Origin of the sequence: Rhizobium fabae (assembly GCF_003985135.1) — a bacterium.
Classification (GTDB): Bacteria; Pseudomonadota; Alphaproteobacteria; order Rhizobiales; family Rhizobiaceae; genus Rhizobium; species Rhizobium pisi.
On sequence record NZ_ML133653.1, the window covers coordinates 222,376 to 240,197 of the forward strand.

Annotated in this window: 21 protein-coding genes; 11 read left to right on the forward strand and 10 right to left on the reverse strand. The window is 61.5% G+C overall.

The genetic code is table 11. From position 1 onward, the window contains the following. Positions 1-14: 14 nt before the first annotated feature. Together EFB14_RS20010 and EFB14_RS20015 are read right to left on the reverse strand one after the other, a co-directional pair. A complete protein-coding gene (locus EFB14_RS20010; protein WP_126828276.1) occupies positions 15-602 on the reverse strand; it encodes an ANTAR domain-containing response regulator in 588 nt (195 codons plus the stop codon). Further along, positions 599-1,768: a transporter substrate-binding protein gene (locus EFB14_RS20015; RefSeq protein ID WP_126828278.1), complete on the reverse strand. Its 1,170-nt coding sequence runs from the start codon at positions 1,766-1,768 to the stop codon at positions 599-601. Before EFB14_RS20015 ends, EFB14_RS20010 begins: the two co-directional genes overlap by 4 nt. Positions 1,769-2,174: 406 nt before the next feature. On the opposite strand from EFB14_RS20015, the gene EFB14_RS20020 reads away from it, so the two are divergent. Continuing rightward, complete coding sequence (locus EFB14_RS20020) at positions 2,175-3,932, forward strand: putative bifunctional diguanylate cyclase/phosphodiesterase (protein WP_126828281.1); 1,758 nt, start codon at positions 2,175-2,177, stop codon at positions 3,930-3,932. Between the two features lie 25 nt (positions 3,933-3,957). Here the strand turns inward: EFB14_RS20020 and EFB14_RS20025 are convergent, their stop codons facing one another. From EFB14_RS20025 to EFB14_RS20040, 5 genes are all read right to left on the reverse strand, one after another. Next, entirely contained in the window at positions 3,958-5,631 is a 1,674-nt protein-coding gene (locus tag EFB14_RS20025; RefSeq protein ID WP_126828283.1) for an asparagine synthase-related protein, read from the reverse strand. A 136-nt stretch (positions 5,632-5,767) separates the two neighbouring features. After that, positions 5,768-5,926, reverse strand: coding sequence for a hypothetical protein (locus EFB14_RS32960; RefSeq protein ID WP_164737552.1), 159 nt, complete (start codon positions 5,924-5,926; stop codon positions 5,768-5,770). A 219-nt stretch (positions 5,927-6,145) separates the two neighbouring features. Next, complete coding sequence (locus tag EFB14_RS20030) at positions 6,146-6,970, reverse strand: hypothetical protein (RefSeq protein ID WP_245438262.1); 825 nt, start codon at positions 6,968-6,970, stop codon at positions 6,146-6,148. Positions 6,971-6,983: 13 nt separating this feature from the next. Further along, the gene (locus tag EFB14_RS20035; protein ID WP_126828285.1) at positions 6,984-7,655 is read right to left on the reverse strand and encodes a hypothetical protein; all 672 of its coding nucleotides are present in this window, start codon (positions 7,653-7,655) and stop codon (positions 6,984-6,986) included. 177 nt (positions 7,656-7,832) lie between these two features. Continuing rightward, positions 7,833-8,177 carry a helix-turn-helix domain-containing protein gene (locus EFB14_RS20040; RefSeq protein WP_008532056.1) on the reverse strand — a complete coding sequence of 115 codons (345 nt, stop codon included), beginning with the start codon at positions 8,175-8,177 and terminating at the stop codon, positions 7,833-7,835. A gap of 236 nt (positions 8,178-8,413) precedes the next feature. Between EFB14_RS20040 and EFB14_RS20045 the strand changes: the two genes are divergently transcribed. The 5 genes from EFB14_RS20045 to EFB14_RS20065 all read left to right on the forward strand — a co-directional run bounded on the left by EFB14_RS20045 (position 8,414) and on the right by EFB14_RS20065 (position 10,906). Next, positions 8,414-9,064 carry an acyl-homoserine-lactone synthase gene (locus EFB14_RS20045; protein ID WP_126828288.1) on the forward strand — a complete coding sequence of 217 codons (651 nt, stop codon included), beginning with the start codon at positions 8,414-8,416 and terminating at the stop codon, positions 9,062-9,064. Between the two features lie 167 nt (positions 9,065-9,231). Then, positions 9,232-9,957: a helix-turn-helix transcriptional regulator gene (locus EFB14_RS20050; protein WP_126828290.1), complete on the forward strand. Its 726-nt coding sequence runs from the start codon at positions 9,232-9,234 to the stop codon at positions 9,955-9,957. Positions 9,958-10,041: 84 nt separating this feature from the next. Next, positions 10,042-10,320: a CopG family ribbon-helix-helix protein gene (locus EFB14_RS20055; protein WP_126828292.1), complete on the forward strand. Its 279-nt coding sequence runs from the start codon at positions 10,042-10,044 to the stop codon at positions 10,318-10,320. Then, positions 10,308-10,598, forward strand: a complete 291-nt coding sequence (locus EFB14_RS20060) for a type II toxin-antitoxin system RelE/ParE family toxin (protein WP_126828294.1) — start codon at positions 10,308-10,310, stop codon at positions 10,596-10,598. Before EFB14_RS20055 ends, EFB14_RS20060 begins: the two co-directional genes overlap by 13 nt. Positions 10,599-10,651: 53 nt before the next feature. Then, positions 10,652-10,906, forward strand: coding sequence for a FitA-like ribbon-helix-helix domain-containing protein (locus tag EFB14_RS20065; RefSeq protein WP_126828297.1), 255 nt, complete (start codon positions 10,652-10,654; stop codon positions 10,904-10,906). A gap of 128 nt (positions 10,907-11,034) precedes the next feature. On the opposite strand, the gene EFB14_RS20070 is transcribed toward EFB14_RS20065, so the two are convergent. Continuing rightward, a complete protein-coding gene (locus EFB14_RS20070) occupies positions 11,035-11,499 on the reverse strand; it encodes an Lrp/AsnC family transcriptional regulator (RefSeq protein WP_126828299.1) in 465 nt (154 codons plus the stop codon). 124 nt (positions 11,500-11,623) lie between these two features. Here EFB14_RS20070 and alr point away from each other — a divergent pair, with 124 nt between their 5' ends. The 3 genes from alr (at position 11,624) to EFB14_RS20085 (ending at position 15,155) form a co-directional block, all read left to right on the forward strand. Then, positions 11,624-12,757 carry an alanine racemase gene (gene alr, locus EFB14_RS20075; RefSeq protein ID WP_126828301.1) on the forward strand — a complete coding sequence of 378 codons (1,134 nt, stop codon included), beginning with the start codon at positions 11,624-11,626 and terminating at the stop codon, positions 12,755-12,757. A 31-nt stretch (positions 12,758-12,788) separates the two neighbouring features. Beyond that, the gene (locus tag EFB14_RS20080; protein ID WP_126828303.1) at positions 12,789-14,063 is read left to right on the forward strand and encodes a D-amino acid dehydrogenase; all 1,275 of its coding nucleotides are present in this window, start codon (positions 12,789-12,791) and stop codon (positions 14,061-14,063) included. Positions 14,064-14,135: 72 nt separating this feature from the next. Then, entirely contained in the window at positions 14,136-15,155 is a 1,020-nt protein-coding gene (locus tag EFB14_RS20085; RefSeq protein ID WP_126828305.1) for a helix-turn-helix transcriptional regulator, read from the forward strand. On the opposite strand, the gene EFB14_RS20090 is transcribed toward EFB14_RS20085, so the two are convergent. Both EFB14_RS20090 and EFB14_RS20095 read right to left on the reverse strand, forming a co-directional pair. After that, positions 15,079-15,429 carry a hypothetical protein gene (locus EFB14_RS20090; RefSeq protein WP_126828307.1) on the reverse strand — a complete coding sequence of 117 codons (351 nt, stop codon included), beginning with the start codon at positions 15,427-15,429 and terminating at the stop codon, positions 15,079-15,081. The two genes, EFB14_RS20085 and EFB14_RS20090, sit on opposite strands and share 77 nt — an antisense overlap. A 177-nt stretch (positions 15,430-15,606) precedes the next feature. Beyond that, on the reverse strand, positions 15,607-15,867 hold the full coding sequence (locus EFB14_RS20095; protein ID WP_126828309.1) for a hypothetical protein: 261 nt from the start codon (positions 15,865-15,867) through the stop codon (positions 15,607-15,609). A 160-nt stretch (positions 15,868-16,027) separates the two neighbouring features. On the opposite strand from EFB14_RS20095, the gene EFB14_RS20100 reads away from it, so the two are divergent. Further along, positions 16,028-16,909 carry a transglutaminase family protein gene (locus tag EFB14_RS20100; protein ID WP_125850429.1) on the forward strand — a complete coding sequence of 294 codons (882 nt, stop codon included), beginning with the start codon at positions 16,028-16,030 and terminating at the stop codon, positions 16,907-16,909. A 97-nt stretch (positions 16,910-17,006) separates the two neighbouring features. Then, a complete protein-coding gene (locus tag EFB14_RS20105) occupies positions 17,007-17,819 on the forward strand; it encodes a transglutaminase-like domain-containing protein (protein ID WP_126828311.1) in 813 nt (270 codons plus the stop codon). Positions 17,820-17,822: the final 3 nt, after the last annotated feature.

Sequence of the window (17,822 nt, forward strand, 5' to 3'; positions counted from 1 at the left end):
GTCTTCCCTCTTCATCATCGTTCCAGAGTGCGCCGGTCGTTCCTGCAGATGGCGTCCGCAGCTTCCTCGATCGTCATGCCCCAATCCATCGCGATGCTTCTCAGGCGTTTGAAAGCGGTCGCTTCGCCGGCATATCCCTGCTGCATCAGCTGCAATACGGCGCTGACGACGATCGGCCGCTGTCGCAACCGGTCCTCGAGCGCGCGGATGTCGTCGGCATGGCTGCGGGCTTTATGGTAGGCGTGCGAAGCAATCAGCAGCGCGCTGTAGGCGCCGGTGGAGCCGATCGGCTTCAGCATGTGCGCGTTCGAGCCTTGGGCCAGCACCCATTCGATCCGTCCTGGTGCTTCCGAGCCGATCAGCGCCACGAGCGGCATCGGGGAAAAGCCGGACGGCCAGGGAAATTGCTGGTCATGTCCCATGTCGGCATCGAAGAACACGACGTCGGCAAGCGCATCCCGCACGTCGAGCTGCGGCCAGACGGCCTTGACCTCGATATGCAGCGACTCCAGTTGACGCGTCAGCGCCTCGACGGCCGGATGCGGCCGGTGCAGGATCACCGCGCGCCAACTGGAAAACAGCGGTCGCTCGAAGCGGCTCATTTCACCACCTTCAATCCCGTTTTCGGCGCATGGCCGCCGGGCTTGCCGGGGAAAACCGAACGCACCAGGTAAGGGTCCGCCTCGACGATAGGGTTTTCGGTCTCGAAAATCTCGAAACCGCCCTCGCTGTCGGACCTGCCGATGAACGGCCGCAACCCGGCGTAATGTGTGCGCGGATCGAAGGAAATCGGGCCGATCGGCGTATCGAACTGTCGTTGCGTCACCAGTTTGCGGATCAGGTCGGGATCATCAGTGCCGGCATCGGCGATTGCCTGGGCGAGGACCGAAACCGCCATATAGGCGAAGACGAATGGCCCGGTGACCGGCCGGTCGTCGCCGCGGCGGGCTGCCAATCGCGCCTTGAAACGCCGGTTTTCCTCAGTGTCGAGCCGGTCCAGATAGATATTGGTGACGATGTGGCCGGCCTTGGCCTGCGGGCTGAGGTCCGCGAGATCGAGTTCCGAAAGGTTGCAGGCGACAAACGGACGGCGTTCGGCGCTGAACTCGGCGTCCTCCTCACGCAGTTGCGCATAGGCGCGGATGAACGCGTGGGCGGAGCGGCCGACGAGGTTGGAGAGGATGAAATCCGGCCGCTTCTGGCGGATCTCGGCAATCAGGTGATCGACCTCTTCCGAACCGAGCGGCACGAAGCGCTCGGCCAGCACTTCGCCGCCCGCCGCCTCGGTGATCTCGCGGGCGATGCGGCCGATCTCCCAGCCCCAGATGTAGTTGGAGCCGACGATGAAGGGCCGCCGGCCGTAGCGCGGCATGATATAGCTAAACAGCGGCAGCAGATGCTGGTTTGGACAGGCGCCGAGATAGATGACGCTGTCGCTCGTCTCGTAGCCCTCATGCGGAAAGGCATACCAGAGCAGGGCGCCATGGCGCTCGACGACCGGAAGCACTTCCTTCCGGCTCCAGGACGTGATCGCGCCAACGATGTGCCGACATCCCCGCTGCCGGATGGCGACCTCGGCAAGCTCGGCGTAGCGTTCTGCACTACCAGCCGGATCGTCGACACGCGGCTCGAAGTGGAAGGAGTAGCTGGAATTGTTGTTGACCTCGGCGACCGCCGCCAGGGCGCCGTCGACGGCATCGCGGCCAAGCGCCGCATAAGCACCAGTCGTCGAATAGAGAAGGGAAAGAGGGACGGACCTGCGGATCATGGCCTGTCCCGCAACTGACGGTGCGGGCTGCAACCGTTCGCCTGCCGCGAAGCAGACAAGGGGCCATTCCGACGGGTGGTATTCTTGATCACGCCAAAGTCTCGCTTCGAACACCTGCCAGGCACGACCGGCCGAACGGAATAAAAAAAGCCCCGTCCGCAGGACGTGCGGAAATCGGGGCTCGGTTGCCGTTGGCGATCAATGCCATTTGTTACATCAACGCTATGGCAAGCTCACTTTATAGTCAATCGACAATCATGCTCATTTTTCGATCATTCGCGTGGGCTCAGGTCCGGCATTGCCGCGTCGCCCGCAAGGATTGTGGAGCGGCGTCGCTCAGCAATCTCAAGCGGCGTTTATGGCATTGCAGCCACGAGATCTCGATTAGTACTCTATCAAATATTCAATGAGACATTTGGGCGAAAGAAACAGCGAGAGCCCCTTGAGTAATAAACGATCCAGGACAAACGTCGAGCTCGAGAATCTGCTTCGCCAGCTTGGCCTGGCCCTCGAGGCATCCGGGATCGGGATCTGGCAGCATAATATCGCGAAAAACCAGACGCGGTGGGACGAGCAGCTCAAGGCGATCTACGGCGTTCCCAAGGCTCCGCTCGATGTCATATGGCTCGACAGCATCCACCCCGACGACCTGGCGCCGACCAATGCGATATTTCTGCGGGCTATCGAAACCAAATCGGACTATGCCTCCGAGTTCCGCATCATTCGGCCGGACGGGGCGATCCGCTATTTGCGGTCGCGGGCCCGATATTTCGTGGACGCCGCCGGGGATCCCTGCTTCGTCGGAGCCGAATGGGACGTCACGGACGATGTGCTTCTCAACAAGGAGCTTGAGAGGAGCCGGGCGGAAGCTCGGCTTGCCGCCGATCACGATCACCTCACCGGCCTCCTGAACCGGCGCAGCTTCGATTTCGCCCTGTCGGAGCTTGCGCGCCAAGAGAGCGCCAAGGTTACGCTTCTTCACATCGACGTGGATCATTTCAAGGAGATCAATGACCGTTTCGGGCATGCGGTCGGCGATCTGGTTCTCCGTCACGTCAGCCAAATTCTGCTGGAAGCCATTTCGGCCGGAGACGTGGCTGCGCGCCTCGGCGGCGACGAATTCGCCGTCCTCATTCCGAAGGACGAGTGCGACAAGACCAATGCGGTGCTCGATCATATTCAGACGAGCCTGGAGAAACCGATCCCCATCGGCGATCAGACGCTGATGGTCTGTTGCTCCATCGGCGTTGCCAGTGCGATGAGCGCCGATCTCGCCAAGCTGCTCTCGCAGTCCGATCTGGCATTGTACCACGCCAAGCGGAACGGCCGGAATCGCGCCGAGATATTTTCCGATGAAATGGCGTCTACCCTGGCGAGCGAAAGGCAGCTCGCCCAGGATCTGCGCTCAGGGCTGGCGCTCGGTCAGATACGCCCGTTCTACCAGGTGCAGGTCGATGCCAAGTCGTTCCGGGTCAATGGCGTCGAAGCCCTGGCGAGATGGCACCATCCGACGCGGGGGATTCTCGCGCCCGCCCATTTCCTGTCGCTCGCCTCCTATAATGGACTGGTGGCGGAGCTTGACCATGTCATTCTGACGGCGGTGCTCGCGGATATGAAATCCTCGGCATCCCTGCTGGACGGGATCCGGGTGTCCGTCAATCTGTCCGCCGATCGTCTCGACGATCCAGAGTTGGTCACCAAGCTCGGCAGCTATGACATACCGCCCGGCCGATTAAGCTTCGAGCTGATCGAAACGATTTTTCTGGACAGCCTGAGCGATCACGTCAGGCAGAACATCCAGGCCATCAAGTCCTTCGGCATCGATATCGAGATCGACGATCTCGGCTCCGGTCACGCCTCCCTGCTGGGCCTGCTCGAACTGAGGCCGGATCGCGTCAAGATTGATCGCCAGTTGGTGATGCCGATCCTGCAATCGGTCCCGAGCCGCCGGCTGGTGAGTTCGCTGGTCGACATAGCGCGCGCGCTTGACATGGAGGTCATCGCGGAAGGGGTGGAGACGATCGACCATGCCAAGGTGCTTGCTGATCTCGGCGTTCACACCCTTCAGGGCTATGCGTTCGGTCGACCGCAATCGCTTGCCGATCTGACGGCGCGACTGGAGCAGGAGGCATCGGACGCCCGGCAGGTTAACCGCGCGGGTTGATGAGACATCGCGCCTTCTCCTCCGCTCAATCAAATTCCGGCGACGCGCTTCGAGGCTGATCGCTTCGATCTCGTCCGGCGTGGGCGCGAAGCGTGCCGGCGGAGCGAGGTTCGTCCAGCCGGCGCAACATGTATTCGACATTGAAGGCATGGAAGAGGAAGCCGACATCGCTGAGCGAGGAATGGGGCCGGACGGCCCGGACGGCGGCAATCAAGCGGTCCGCGTCGACGAGCCCCAACTCGTGCAGGCGGCAGCTCCGCGTCAGGTCGCGCGCGATCCCGCCCGCGCCGGCCACGAGGGATGTCGTCAGATAGGGTTCGAAATTCTCCCGCAACGGAATGTCCAGAAACGGCTCGGGGTAGCCGAGATGCCGCAGCAGGCGGCGGTGCAGGATTTTGTGCTGCCGCCAGGCGAGAGGCAGGCTGCGGTAGAAGCGGACCGCCTCCGGCTGCGCAAACGGGCTGATGGGCCAGAGGCCGTGGGCAGCAAACAGCGGCGCACGGGCGGCCTGTGCCTCCAGCACCGAGATCGGCAGGACGGGGAAGGGGGCTCTGTCGCAATGGGCGGCATAATCGGCGAGGCGGTCCTTCAGGGATTTTGACAGGGCCGGCGGAAAGGCCTCCGGAAGAAAGGCGTCGTTGACGTTGCGGGCGAGCTGCTCGGGTGCCTGTTCGAAGGCATGGGCCATCAGCAATTCGTCGCCGCCGGTTCCTGTCGCCACGACGCGCGCGCCGGAGGTGGCGACGAAGGCTTTCAGCAGACGGCCGAGCGGTCGTTGCAGATCGGCGTTATAAGGGGCGGCTTCGTAATCGGCATGCCGGGCGAAGGTGGAGGGCACCATGGGCACGGCGCCGACCGGCAGCAGCATGTCCTGGAACCCGAAGTGGTCAATTGCGAGCGCGCGCCGGCCGATCTGCTGGCTCTGCGCCGCTCCGCCGATCTCCAGCGCGTAGGTCGGCAGGCCCGGATGCCGGGCGGCCAATATGGCGGCCACGACGGCCGAATCCAGGCCGCCGCTGAATTCACTTGCGACCACGTAGGGTTTCAGCGGCCAGCGCTGCAGCAGCGCGTCCACCAGCCCGCGAGCCGCCGCAGCAATATCGGCATCGTCCCGGAGAGGGCTCGGAACGTAATACTCCGCCGGAGCCGGATATGTCACCTTCACGGCGCCGTCGTTGTGGATGGTAAGAGAGGCCCGTTCTGTCACCATGAAGACGGAACGGAACATCGTCATTGCCGCATAAGGCAAAGTTCCGGTCAGGCGCAGGCCAGTCCGCTCCAGGTCGACGTCATCGAGGTCGAGATCGGGGTAGAAGTCGGCGATCGACCATGACAGGTCGATCCGCGCGCCCGCCACCCTGATGTAGAGGGGTGCGACGCCGCCATGCCCGGCGGAAAGGGTGGCCGTGCCGGTGCGGCTGTCGATCGAGATCGACTGGTGGTCCAGCGGCCATTGCTGATGCGCGGCGCAGAAAGCCTGAGCCTGCTCCATCGTCCAATCGGCGCGCGGCCGGCCCAGCCTGTCCGGACCGGCGCAGCGTTCGCGGCAGAGCAGGAGCGTGCCCTCCGGCGTTTCCCAGCGAAAGCTTTCAAGCAGGGGATGGTCGAGAATATCAATCCGCGCTGCCGGGCTTTGAAAAGCCTGCCGTTGCCCGTTTGGCGCGGGCAAGCGTTCCCGATCGATCGTTCCCTTGAACATGGCGTAATCTTTCCGATGTCACCTGACGAAAGCAGTGGCCGCCGCTTCTCCGGCGGTCACTGCAGCGTGTTGGGATGCCCGGGACAAACCCGAGCACGACGACGGAGGAGCTGGCGGGCTTTGTCGCCGGCTCGGCTCAGACGTCGAGCTTGTCCATATCGCCCGGCTTCCCGCCCTTGATCATGGCGGCGATTTCGGTCGCGGACGGCGTCTGCCCGACGCGCGGAGCTTTGGCGAACACGTTCAGTTCGTTGCCGATGGTTTCAGACTGCTTGGGGGTTCTGGTCGTATCCATGGTATTGCTCTCCAATTGAGGGTTGATCATCCCGCAATCTTGCGGGCGGGTGGCTTGGCTGCGCCAATGCTAAGGTGACGCCGCTTGCGGGATGACCTTGACGCGACTGGCAGCTTGCCCGGCGGAATTTCTCGCGGTGTAAATCGACATTGCCGTATCCTCTCGTTTCAGGGGTTTGATGGCTTGCTCAAGTGTTGATGATGCGTTGGGTTTCCGAACCTATGGGCCTCCCGTCGCCAAAAAGGTTCCATTGGCGTTGTAGATCACGGTGAAGGTTGCGTAGCCTGTGGTGAAATCGCAGCATGCCGCATTGGTCTCGTCATAGGACACGGCGCTTCCGGGCGGCTGGTAGCCCGTGGTCACGAAAAAGATCTGCTCCGGTATGCAACTCAAGACGGCGTTGGGGGCGGGGGCGACGTAGCTCGACAGAATGATCGCCTGGTCGTTGTTCAGCGCGGCGACGCCGCAATAGAGCTCCGGAACCGGCAAGGGCGTATAGGTGGGCACGATCATGCCAAAGGCTCCGACCGGAACCTTGGATTGATAGGCCGGCACGGAAAGCCCGAGCGGATCGAGCGACAGGGTCGTGCAATTGTCAGGCGAACCACTAGGCGTGGTGAGCGTGATCGCGCGGGCCGCCGTGGTGGTGCTGACAATCGATCGCGTCGCATCGAGCGTGATGAGCGCGATGAACTCAGAGGGCGTCACCGCTTGCCCGGTGCTGAGGGCGCCCGCGTAGATCTGGCTGTCCAGACCGAAATTGATCTGGGCTCCCGAACTCGTGTAGTTGCCGACGCTCTGGCAGCCGAGGCTGCTGCTGAGAATGGAAGGGTTCGTCAAAGAGGGAAAGGCGGCCTGCTTCTGAAAGACATAAAAATATTGTGTCGTCTGCGATAGGTTGCGAACGATGATCTGGTAGGACGAACTGGTCATGACATGCGACACTCCCGGCTGAGATCCTGCCTGTTCGCCGCCGCGGTGGGCGGCGGCAATCGCGCGGATGGCGCGCATGCGGGTGAAGAGGGGACGATCTTTCACCCGCATGGCCTGCCGAGGCTTACTGGCGCTGCACGGTCCAGGTGCCGTTGGCGTTGAGGGTGACGTTGCAGATGGTGTAGCCGCCCGTGAAATCGGCGACCGCCGCGTTCACACTCGACTGCGTGAAATCCATGACGCTGCCCGGCGTATAGGAGCCGGTCTGGACATAATATGTCAGGATCGGCTGGCAATCGGTGTTGCTGAGCGGGTTTGCCTGCACGAAGTTGGACAGCACGATGCCGCCATTGACGTCGACCGCCGAGCCGACGTTGAAATAGGGCGGTGAGGTAAAGCTCGGCGTGGTGATGCGGAAGGCGCCAGGCTGCACCCCTTCACCGTAGGTCGGTGCGGAAAGGCCGAGCGGACTGACGGTTGCCGTCGTCCAGTCGTTCGGTTTACCGCTGCCACCCGACGCTGGAGCGAGATCGACGGCGCGGCTGGCCGATGCATAGCCGGAAGCGGAGCCGATCGACGGCGGCGTATTCGCCTGCTGGATACCGGCGTAATATTGCAGGTTGACCTGGAAGGTCAGGATCGAGCCCGAGGCATCGTAGTTGGCGAGCGACTGCGAGAAAAGGCTGTTCGAATAGACTTGGCCGCCGCCGGTATAAACGGCGGGCTGTTGGAAGAAGTAGAAACCCTGCGCCTGCGGCTCGTAATTTTTCACGTTGATGGTCAGCAAAGTAGACATGGTCAACAACCCTTCTGCGTTGAGAGTGGAAACAAGGGTTCCCGCCGCGGCGGGGGCAGCCGTTTCGCTGTTGCCGTTGATGAAACCCTGACTAGAAAGATCGTTGATGATCTATGTGATAGCAACTTAAACGTGTTGAGCGCAGATTGAAAAATCTATCCAAATTTGCGTCTGGCGTTACGGATGCTCCGGGGGAATGGATTCGACCAATCCCATGAGATTGGACCGGGCTGCCGCAGGCCGGTCGCGCAGCGCCAGAACCAATTGCAATTCCGTGGTCGAGATCGGGCTGTTTCTGTGCCAGTCCATGGTGCCTCGCCCGAGCAGCAGCCAGTCGAGGGAGACGTCCAGGAGGTGTGCCAGCGCGCAGGCGCTTTCGAGCGACGTGTGGCCACCGTTCTGCCAGCGCGAAACGGCGGCGACGGAGACGTTGAGCTCTGCTGCGAGCGCGTGAACTTTGCGGAATTTGCCGCGGGATATCGCCTCGCGAATGCGTCTGCCGCGTGCCAGGTCGTGCGTCATCGGAATCCTCCCCATGGTCCCATCGAAATTGACAGAATTGACGGGCACGGAGAGCGTTCGGCCGATCAAATATCAGAAATCGCTTATGGAAGTGAAGGCCAAGGCGAGGCCCCGGTCAATCTGGTGAAATATCCATATTGCCGGGGATCGGTCTCCCGTTGTGAAACGTCCGGAAGCAGGACCGCAAAATAGTGCAGCGGTTCTGCGATCAGGACTTCGGGATCGGGAGGGACGAGATGTTGCGCATACTCACCAGAGATATGTTCGAGACCGATCGGCGTGCTTTCGATGAAATGTTTCGGGCACGCGCCGCCGTCTTCCGAGACCGGTTGGGATGGCAGGTCGACGTCAGGGATGAGTGGGAAAGGGATCGATACGACGAGACGGAAGATCCCGTCTATCTCGTGACGCAATGGCCCTCCGGCGCGCTGACGGGGTCGCTGCGTCTGCTGCCGACCACGGGGGCGACGATGCTCAAGAGCGAGTTCCGTCAATTCTTCGACGAGCCTTTCGACGTCGACAGCCCCACGACCTGGGAATGCACCCGCTTCTGTGTTCATCCACTCGCCGGGCTTGCCGATCAGAATTCATCGCGCACGGTCGCGACCGAACTGCTCTCCGGGCTTTGCGATCTCGCGCTCGATACCGGCATCGAAAGCATCGTCGGCGTCTATGACGCCGCGATGATCGGCGTCTATCGCCGGATCGGCTGGAGGCCGACGCCGCTTGCCCGATCCCGGCCCGAGATCGGCAACCTCTATGTCGGCCTGTGGGAGGTGACGGCTGAGAATTCCCACACACTTCGCGCCAACCTGTCCCGTCTTGTCGAGCAGGCCTCTCGCAATCCTGCCGAAGCGGCTGTCGAAAGGCCTGGCGGTTTCAGGTGAGCGCGGCCTTGTCGCGCGGGGGACAGAGAGCGACCGCCCAGACTGGGATATGCCGCGCCAGGCCTTAACCTATTTTTCACGCCATGCCGGGGATAGGCTTTTATCAGCAGTCGCTAAATGATACCAATGCGGGTGGTAAATTAAACGCACAACCACGAGTCCATCTCATGCTGAGCAGTTCTCGTTTTTTCTACAGCCTGGACCGGATCTCCGCAGCGCCGACATTGCGGGATCTGGAAACAACACTGGATGAAGTTCGCCATATCTATGCGATATCGCACATGGTTCTGCATGTGACCCGCTCCTCGGGGGCGGCGGCCATCAACCCGTTGCTGATGCTGACCTATCCTCCCGAGTGGGTGAAACAATATCTTGAACGGGATTACTTCAGCATCGATCCCGTCGTGCGCCTCGGCCGGCGTGGCTTCCTGCCGGTGGAATGGTCCGCGTCGAAATGGGATTCCGGCCGGGCGCGTGTCTTCTTCAACGAGGCGATGGCCTTCGGTGTCGGCCGGCAAGGCGTGACCCTGCCGGTGCGGGGACCGCAAGGCGAGCGATCGCTGTTTACGGTCACATCAAATCATCCCGATGCCTATTGGCGGCAGTTCCGCATGGACAGCATGCGTGATCTCCAGTTTCTCGCCCACCATCTCCACGACCGGGCCATGGTTCTCTCGGGCATGCGAAAAATTGTCGACATTCCGCAATTGTCGCGCCGCGAGCTGCAATGCCTGGAGATGACGGCCAGCGGCCTTATGGCAAAACAGATCTGCGCCCGCCTGTCGATTTCGGTGAGCGCGGTGCAGCTCTATCTCGCCTCGGCGCGCCGGAAACTGACCGTCGCCACGACGAGCGAAGCGGTTGCCAAGGCAACGGCGCTGGAGCTGATATAGTTGGGAATGTCGATGGCTTCATAGACAAGCGCGCGGGAAGAGCTTAGATTAGCGTCCGGTATTACCTTTGACTAAGGAGGCTCCATGGCATCGCCGACCTCGCTCAAGCTCGATGATGAGCTGAAGGGCCGTGTCCAGCAATTGGCCGAAGTCCGCCGCCGCTCGTCTCACTGGATCATGCGTGAAGCCATTGCGCAATACGTGGAGCGTGAGGAGAAGCGCGAGGCGCTGCGACAGCAGACGCTGAATGCCTGGGATGAATTTCAGGTGAGCGGCCTGCACGTCACCGGCGATGAGGTTGAAAACTGGCTTTCGACATGGGGAACTGACGACGAGCTGCCCACGCCCGAATGCCACAAGTAATTTTCTCCCCGGCGGCGATCCGTGACCTTGAACGGCTGCGAGAGTTCCTGCGGTCGAAAAATCCATTGGCTGCCAAGCGAGCGGGCGAAACTATCCTCAAATCCGTGCGAGCCCTCGGCGTAAATCCCCGTATGGGACGTCTTGTCGAGGACCTGCCCGAGCAATATCGGGAATGGCTCATCGATTTCGGAGACAGCGGCTACGTGGCTCGCTACCGTATCGATGGGGACACCTTGACGATCCTGGCGGTGCGGCACCTGAAGGAAGCAGGGTTCTGAAAAGACGAATCCATCGTATTGATGGCATCATCATCGGGGGAGGGGCTGTATCAATGCCTGCCGTCACGATACGCAATCTGTCCGAGGAAACCCACCGGGCGTTGAAGGTAAGAGCCGGTCGTCACGGTCGCAGCATCGCAGCCGAAATCCGTGAAATTCTGGACGCGGCAGTACGGCCGGCCGAGCGGGTCAAGCTTGGCTCGCTGCTGGCATCGATCGGCCGCGAGGCAGGACTTTCCGATGGGGATGTGGACAGTCTGCAAAGCCTCCGTGACGAAACACCTGTTGAGCCGATGAGTTTCGAATGATCCTATTCGAGACCAACGGCATTTCGGAGCCATGGAAGCTCTTCCAGAGCTGTCCCTAGTTGATGGCGCGCGCATAGCGGTAAGATCGATCTGCATGCGCTGCGATGCGCAGCCGGGGCAACCGTGGTTCAGCGCCGACCTTTCGTCCGCGTCGCCAGGACATTCCGGATCGAGAAGCTGGAATGAATCCTGAGGACGCCTGGCAGAGCCGACAATATCTCCTTGTGGATCCGCTCGAACTCGCCGGCATTGGCAACCTCGACGCGCAGCAGATAGTCGGAGCCGCCCGTCATCAGGAAGCATTCCCGGATTTCGGGATGCCGGCGGACGGCGGCCTCGAAGCGGTCGAGATAATCCTCCGTCTGCCGCTCGAGGGTGATGTTGATGATCACGGCGATCGTCGCATCCGCATTGCCGGTATCAATAAGCGCCGTATAGCCGCGGATCACGCCCGATTTTTCCATGATCTTGATGCGCCTGAGGCAGGCCGACGGCGACAGGCCGATCTCGGCGGCGAGCGTGGCATTGCTCATGCGGGCATCGAGGCGCAGCAGCCTCAGGATATTGCGGTCGATCGTGTCGAGGGCGGCCATGATGGATCATTCCGAATTGTTATCGATTATGCGAATAATAGACAGATCATGCAATAATCGATGAATGAATGACAGGCAATTTCGCTGATTGTTTCATAAGCTCTTGATATCAACAGGAGCAGACATGGATAGCGATATTTTGGTTTCCCGCCCACGCGCTGCCACGACCATGCAGGGAGCCACGGGCTATCTGACGATCGATCTTGCAGCACTCGGCCGCAACTATCACAAGCTCGCATCGATGTTGGCACCGGCCCGCACGGGGGCCGTCGTCAAGGCCGATGCTTATGGCCTCGGAGCCGAACGAGTTGCGGGCGCGCTCTACGATCAGAGTTGCCGGCATTTCTTCGTCGCCCAGTTCGTCGAGGCCGTGCGGCTTCGCCCGGCCCTTGCGCGGGACGCCCAGATTTTCGTGTTGAACGGCCTGCAGCCGGGCAATGAGATCGCCTGTGCCGAGATGGGTGTCGTTCCTGTTCTGAATTCGCTCGACCAGTGGCGGCAATGGTCGGCGGCGGCGCGGATGCTGAAGCGCTGCCTGCCCGCCGTCCTGCAGTTCGACACCGGCATGTCGCGGCTCGGCTTTCCCAGGGAAGAGCGGGCTGAACTGGCGGCAGCCCTTGGCGACGGCGCCAATATCGAGATCCTCTTCATCATGAGCCATCTGGCTTCGGCCGACGACGCGGAAAGTGAGCAGAATGGCGAGCAGCGTGCCGAAATGTCCCGTATCGCCGACGAATTTCCGGGCTTCGACATTTCCTTCGCCAATTCCGGCGGTGTTTTCTTGGGCGATGCCTATCACGGCGTGCTCGCCCGCCCCGGCATCGCGCTCTATGGCGGCGCTCCGAGCGCCGGCGAAGAGAACCCGATGGAGCCGGTCGTCAGCCTCGATGTCGCCGTCGTGCAGACACGCATCGTGCCATCAGGCACGAAGGTCGGTTATGGCGGCGCGCATGTCACCCAACGGGAAATGCGGCTCGCCACCATTGCCGCCGGCTATGCCGACGGCCTGCCGCGCTGTCTCGGCGACCGCGGCGCCGTCTATTTCAAGGGCATCCGCCTGCCGATCGTCGGCCGCGTGTCGATGGACAGCATCACTGTCGACATATCGGCCCTGCCGGAGGGCGCATTGACCTTCGGCAGCCTTGTCGAAGTGCTCGGCCGCCATCAGACGCTCGAAGACGTCGCGCGCGACGCCGACACCATCTCCTACGAAATCTTAACCGGCCTGGGCGACCGTTACGACAGGCAATATCGCTGAGATCAGGCGGCTCCACACCATTGGGAATATCATGAAAGTCATCGTTCTGGGAGCCGGCATCCTCGGCGTCACATCCGCTTATCAGCTCGCCAAATCAGGCCATGAGGTCACGGTCGTCGACCGCCAGCCGGGGCCGGCGCTGGAGACGAGTTTTGCCAATGCCGGCGAAGTCTCCTTCGGCTATTGCTCGCCATGGGCAGCGCCGGGGATTCCCATGAAGGCCATGAAGTGGCTGTTCATGAAACACGCGCCCCTCATCCTGCGCCCGAAACTCGATCTGGCCATGCTCTCCTGGATGGCGAGGATGCTGTCGAACTGCACCTCCGAGCGTTATGCGATCAACAAGAGCCGCATGCTGCGCCTTGCCGATTACAGCCGCATCGCGCTCGCCGAGCTTCGCACGGAGACCGGCATCGCCTATGACGAACGCATGCAGGGAACCCTGCAGCTGTTCCGCACGCAACAGCAGCTCGACGCTTCGGCAAAGGACGTCAAGGCGCTCGCCGCCGACGGCATTCCCTATGAGGTGCTGGACCGGGACGGCTGCGTCCGCGTCGAACCGGCGCTAAGGCACGTGCGCGACAAGATCGTCGGCGGCCTGCTGACCCCGAAGGACGAAACCGGCGACTGCTTCAAGTTCACCAACGCGCTGGCGGCCAAAGCCGAAGCGCTCGGCGTCCGCTTCGCCTACGGCACGACGATCAAGGCGCTTGACGTCGAGGCCGGCCGCGTGCGCGGAGTGATCACCGCTCGCGATCGCGATGGCGATCGCGAGCGCGAGCGGATGAGCGCGGATGCTGTTGTCGTCGCGCTCGGCAGCTATTCGCCGCTGCTTTTAAAGCCCTTCGGCATCAGCCTGCCGGTCTATCCCGTCAAGGGCTACTCCCTGACCATCCCGATCACCGATGCGGCGCGCGCACCGGAATCGACCGTCATGGACGAGACCTACAAGATCGCCATCACCCGGCTCGGCGACCGCATCCGGGTCGGCGGCATGGCCGAGATATCAGGCTATACCAACGATCTAGGGCTCGCGCGGCGCAGCACGCTGGAGCATTCCGTCACCGATCTCTTCCCCGGCGGCGATGTTTCCAAGGCCTCCTTCTGGTGCGGCCTGCGCCCGATGACGCCGGACGGTACGCCCGTCATCGGCCCAACCAGGATTATCGGCCTCTTCCTCAATACCGGCCACGGCACGCTCGGCTGGACCATGAGCACCGGGTCGGCGCGGCTGATCGGTGACCTCGTCAGCGGCCGCACGCCTGAGATCGACGCGAAGGATCTGGCAGTCAGCCGATATGGTTGATTTTGCTTCTAGAGAATGCGCGTAATGTACAAATCGATTATCACCGACGAGTATCGCCTTTCGAGGTCATGAATGTCCGTTGATTCCCGTATGCACACCAGTGGCAGCCTCCCCCGACCCCCGGCGACGCAGAACGTGTCGTTCGGGGAAACGGCGCACAGCGGAACTGACCCGGACTTGCTCTCGGAATTATTGTCGACGCCACCCTCTCCGATCAAGGTCACGGCGGAAGGCGATATGCCCGTTTCATTCCGCTGCAGTTTCGTCTCCGCGGGAGAGGTCGCCGTAGCCGACTGCGCTTACGAAGGCACGCTTCTCATCAAGCGGAAGGCGCCCAGCATCGGGATGATCGTTTTCCTGCCGGTGGAGGGGAACGTTTGCTTCGACGGCCGGCGGGAGGAAATATATTCAGCTCCCGCTCGTGGTACGATCCTTGAGGCGGGTCGTTCCATGGGCGCCCGCATATTGGGCCGGCGCCGTCATTTCGGCCTGTTCGTCGATCAGGCTAAGATCACCAGTCACCTGACGCATATGTTCGAACGAACGATCAGCGGCGACCTCGATTTTCATCCTCACATAGATCTGACGGCGGGTCCGGGATTGGTGTTGCAGCAGATTGTCTCGAACCTCCATAGCGGACTGAGCGACAACGGACCGCTGCAACGATCACCGCTGGCCGTCGGCTCGCTTTGTGACGCGGCGGTCTATCTGCTGCTGGAAAGCTGCCGCCATCGCTATTCGGACGAACTTGCGCTGCCGGCTCCGACGCCGGCCCCACGCCATGTTAAGTGGGCGATCGACTTCATGCAGGAGCACATTGCCGAGCCGATTTCGCTCAACGATATCGCGGCGGCGGCCAAGGTCAGCGTTCGGACTTTGCAACAGGGTTTCCGGCAGTTCAGGAATACGACGCCGATGGCCTACCTGCAAGAAATCCGGATACTTGCCGCCCATCGCGACCTGCTCGATGCCGGCATGAGACTGACTGTCGCCGACATTGCTATGCGATGGGGCTTTACCCATCTCGGGCGATTTGCTGCCGAGTATAAAAGGCGTTTCGGCCAGTTGCCATCGCAGACCTTGAAGCGTTGAGTTCTGGCCTGCAGATCAGTCGATCGCCGGCATAATCGTTGATCTGTTCCTCGGGATCGCCATCGGTGTCGTTGACCACGAACACCCAGCCCATAAGGCTCGTGCCGTCATAGATGTGGAGATACCTTTCGTCACCCGCCTCAAGGGCTTCCTGCGCCTTAGCCGCTTCCACGCCGAGGTAGTCGGGCTCGCCGGGCTCGTCGTAGAAGCATTTCATGATCCAACCCCGCGCCTCGCAGTGACCGAGCAGTTCTTTGAGGGTTTTGATGGTCATTCGCTTGGCTCGCTTTCTGCGTTGCTGATGCTTTGTTTTAGCAATCGCGCGCTTGGAATGCGGCAGGTGAAGAGTGGATTGACGCAGCTGCCTAGATAGGTAGCTAACGAGCTACCGAGCTAAGCGAAACGGGCGCTCGAAAGCGCCCGTTAGGTTCAGTGGGATCCGCCCGTGGTATCAGGCAACGGCCTTCAGCTCCGGCTTGCCGAGGTAGTCAGGCGCCTGGAGCATTTCGCGCTCGAAGCGGATGGCTTCCTCGATCTCCTCGACCAGGCGCTCATACGTCACGGCCTCACCATCGAGCTTTGCCATCGTGGAGGCCGTGCGGATGACGTTCGTGATCTGACGACCGTTGAGATCGGCGTCAGCCAGCTTCGCGATGTCCTCGGTAGTGACGGTGAGGCCGGCTGCCTTGAGCAGGCTTTCGCCCCACCGCATCGAGTTTGACGAGCAGGGCGCGGGTTCTTCTTGCGGGAAACGCAGAAACGGCTCAGCATGGTCGATGAGATGCGCTATGCGGGCAGGGCACTTCCGCGAAAGCGGCACGGCCCCTTGGAAAGAGCAGCGTGAACAAATTATCCCACGGCAGCACGCTTCGATGACAATTTTTTCCGTTCGCCACATCACATCCTATCGTTACCTCAGGGAGGTCGAATTCGGCGAGCATCGATTGATGTTCCGGCCGCGCGACAGCTTCGATCAACGGCTCATCGAGGCCTCGTTGACGACCTATCCGGAAGATAGCCAAGTGCGCTGGATCCACGACGTTTTCGGCAATTGCGTCGCGCTCGTCGATATTTCAAGACCAGCCGCCGAGCTTCATTTCGAAACCTGGATCACGCTCGACCATACGCCGCAGGTCGCTCTGGATCTTCGGGTCGACGATGATGCACTGACCTACCCCTTTGCTTATCATCACGAAGAGCTTCCCGATCTCATGCCGGCGATGCAGCGCCATTATCCCGACCCTGCAGACGAGGTGGGACGCTGGGCTCGCCAGTTCCTGCGCCATGGGCAGACGACGGAAACCGGGCATCTGCTGATGACCCTTTGTTATGCCATCCGCGAAAGCTTTGCCTACGCGCGCCGTCTGGAGCATGGAACGCAGACGCCGATCCAGACCCTGCAGCGTCGTTCCGGCACCTGTCGGGACTTCGCCCTGCTGATGATGGAGGCGGCGCGCGCGCTCGGCCTCGCGGCGCGGTTCGTCACGGGTTATGTTTATGTTCCCGACCGGGACGGCTCCACCGTGCTCGGCGGCGGTTCGACGCATGCATGGTGCCAGATCTATCTTCCCGGCGCCGGCTGGACGGAGTTCGATCCGACCAACGGGATCGTGGGCAACCGCGATCTCATTCGTGTCGCGGTTGCCCGCGATCCGCGCCAGGCAGTCCCGTTGAGCGGCAGCTATGACGGGGATGGGAAGGATTTCGACAGCATGACGGTGCAGGTGAACGTCACCACAAGGCAATCTGGCTAGCCGCGCGGTGACAGTCCCGGTCTTGCGGGAACCGGGCAGCGCGATCAGCGTTCTTTACTCACTGCTGCCAAAGCGGAGACGCGACAAGGAAGCCACAATGAAGATACGCGCCGGGTTTCATCTGGGCTACGAATGCATGCAGCCAACGCCGATGCTGCTGGTCCTCAATATCCACCCCTCCCGTCGTGCCGATCTTCTCAGCGATCAGATCCTGACATTCGACCGGGCAATCGAGGCCTGGGAATATACCGATGTGTTCGGCAATGCCTGCAGCCGGATCGTCGCTCCGCCGGGCCTGACGACGATCTCGACGGAATTCGAGATCTACGACAGCGGCAAACCCGACATCGTTCCCGACGATGCCGTCCAGCATGCGATCAATGATCTGCCCGACGACGTGCTGGTTTTCCTGCTCGGCAGCCGCTATTGCGACACCGACAGGCTTGCCGATTTCGCATGGGCGACGTTCTCGTCGACGCCGCTCGGCTGGGCGCGCGTCCAGGCGATCTGCGATTTCGTTCATGATCACATCACCTTCGATTACCTGAAGGCCGATGTCCTCCGCACCGCGCATGGCGGCTTCACCGACAAGGCGGGCGTTTGCCGCGACTTTGCCCATCTCGCCATCGCGCTTTGCCGATGTATGAATATCCCAGCCAGATATTGCACGGGCTATCTCGGCGATATCGGCGTTCCGATCGACCCCAATCCGATGGATTTCAGCGCCTGGTTCGAGGTCTTTCTCGGCGGCCACTGGCATACGGTCGACGCCCGCCACAATACGCCGCGTATCGGTAGAATACTGATGGGGACCGGCCGAGACGCTACCGACGTCGCGATGTCGACGGCCTTTGGCCCGGCAACGCTTTCCCGTTTCGAGGTGATCACCGAGGAAGTGCCGCAGGAGTGACTG

Coding starts and splice junctions, on each gene's coding strand:
- EFB14_RS32960 (WP_164737552.1), bottom strand. CDS start 5,926: ATGGATACGACCAGAACCCCCAAGCAGTCTGAAACCATCGGCAACGAA.
- EFB14_RS20040 (WP_008532056.1), bottom strand. CDS start 8,177: ATGACGCACGACCTGGCACGCGGCAGACGCATTCGCGAGGCGATATCC.
- EFB14_RS20025 (WP_126828283.1), bottom strand. CDS start 5,631: ATGTTCAAGGGAACGATCGATCGGGAACGCTTGCCCGCGCCAAACGGG.
- EFB14_RS20035 (WP_126828285.1), bottom strand. CDS start 7,655: ATGTCTACTTTGCTGACCATCAACGTGAAAAATTACGAGCCGCAGGCG.
- EFB14_RS20060 (WP_126828294.1), top strand. CDS start 10,308: ATGCCACAAGTAATTTTCTCCCCGGCGGCGATCCGTGACCTTGAACGG.
- EFB14_RS20085 (WP_126828305.1), top strand. CDS start 14,136: ATGTCCGTTGATTCCCGTATGCACACCAGTGGCAGCCTCCCCCGACCC.
- EFB14_RS20065 (WP_126828297.1), top strand. CDS start 10,652: ATGCCTGCCGTCACGATACGCAATCTGTCCGAGGAAACCCACCGGGCG.
- EFB14_RS20050 (WP_126828290.1), top strand. CDS start 9,232: ATGCTGAGCAGTTCTCGTTTTTTCTACAGCCTGGACCGGATCTCCGCA.
- EFB14_RS20090 (WP_126828307.1), bottom strand. CDS start 15,429: ATGACCATCAAAACCCTCAAAGAACTGCTCGGTCACTGCGAGGCGCGG.
- EFB14_RS20030 (WP_245438262.1), bottom strand. CDS start 6,970: ATGCGGGTGAAAGATCGTCCCCTCTTCACCCGCATGCGCGCCATCCGC.
- alr (WP_126828301.1), top strand. CDS start 11,624: ATGGATAGCGATATTTTGGTTTCCCGCCCACGCGCTGCCACGACCATG.
- EFB14_RS20045 (WP_126828288.1), top strand. CDS start 8,414: ATGTTGCGCATACTCACCAGAGATATGTTCGAGACCGATCGGCGTGCT.
- EFB14_RS20070 (WP_126828299.1), bottom strand. CDS start 11,499: ATGGCCGCCCTCGACACGATCGACCGCAATATCCTGAGGCTGCTGCGC.
- EFB14_RS20020 (WP_126828281.1), top strand. CDS start 2,175: ATGAGACATTTGGGCGAAAGAAACAGCGAGAGCCCCTTGAGTAATAAA.
- EFB14_RS20055 (WP_126828292.1), top strand. CDS start 10,042: ATGGCATCGCCGACCTCGCTCAAGCTCGATGATGAGCTGAAGGGCCGT.
- EFB14_RS20100 (WP_125850429.1), top strand. CDS start 16,028: ATGACAATTTTTTCCGTTCGCCACATCACATCCTATCGTTACCTCAGG.
- EFB14_RS20080 (WP_126828303.1), top strand. CDS start 12,789: ATGAAAGTCATCGTTCTGGGAGCCGGCATCCTCGGCGTCACATCCGCT.
- EFB14_RS20105 (WP_126828311.1), top strand. CDS start 17,007: ATGAAGATACGCGCCGGGTTTCATCTGGGCTACGAATGCATGCAGCCA.
- EFB14_RS20015 (WP_126828278.1), bottom strand. CDS start 1,768: ATGATCCGCAGGTCCGTCCCTCTTTCCCTTCTCTATTCGACGACTGGT.
- EFB14_RS20010 (WP_126828276.1), bottom strand. CDS start 602: ATGAGCCGCTTCGAGCGACCGCTGTTTTCCAGTTGGCGCGCGGTGATC.
- EFB14_RS20095 (WP_126828309.1), bottom strand. CDS start 15,867: ATGCGGTGGGGCGAAAGCCTGCTCAAGGCAGCCGGCCTCACCGTCACT.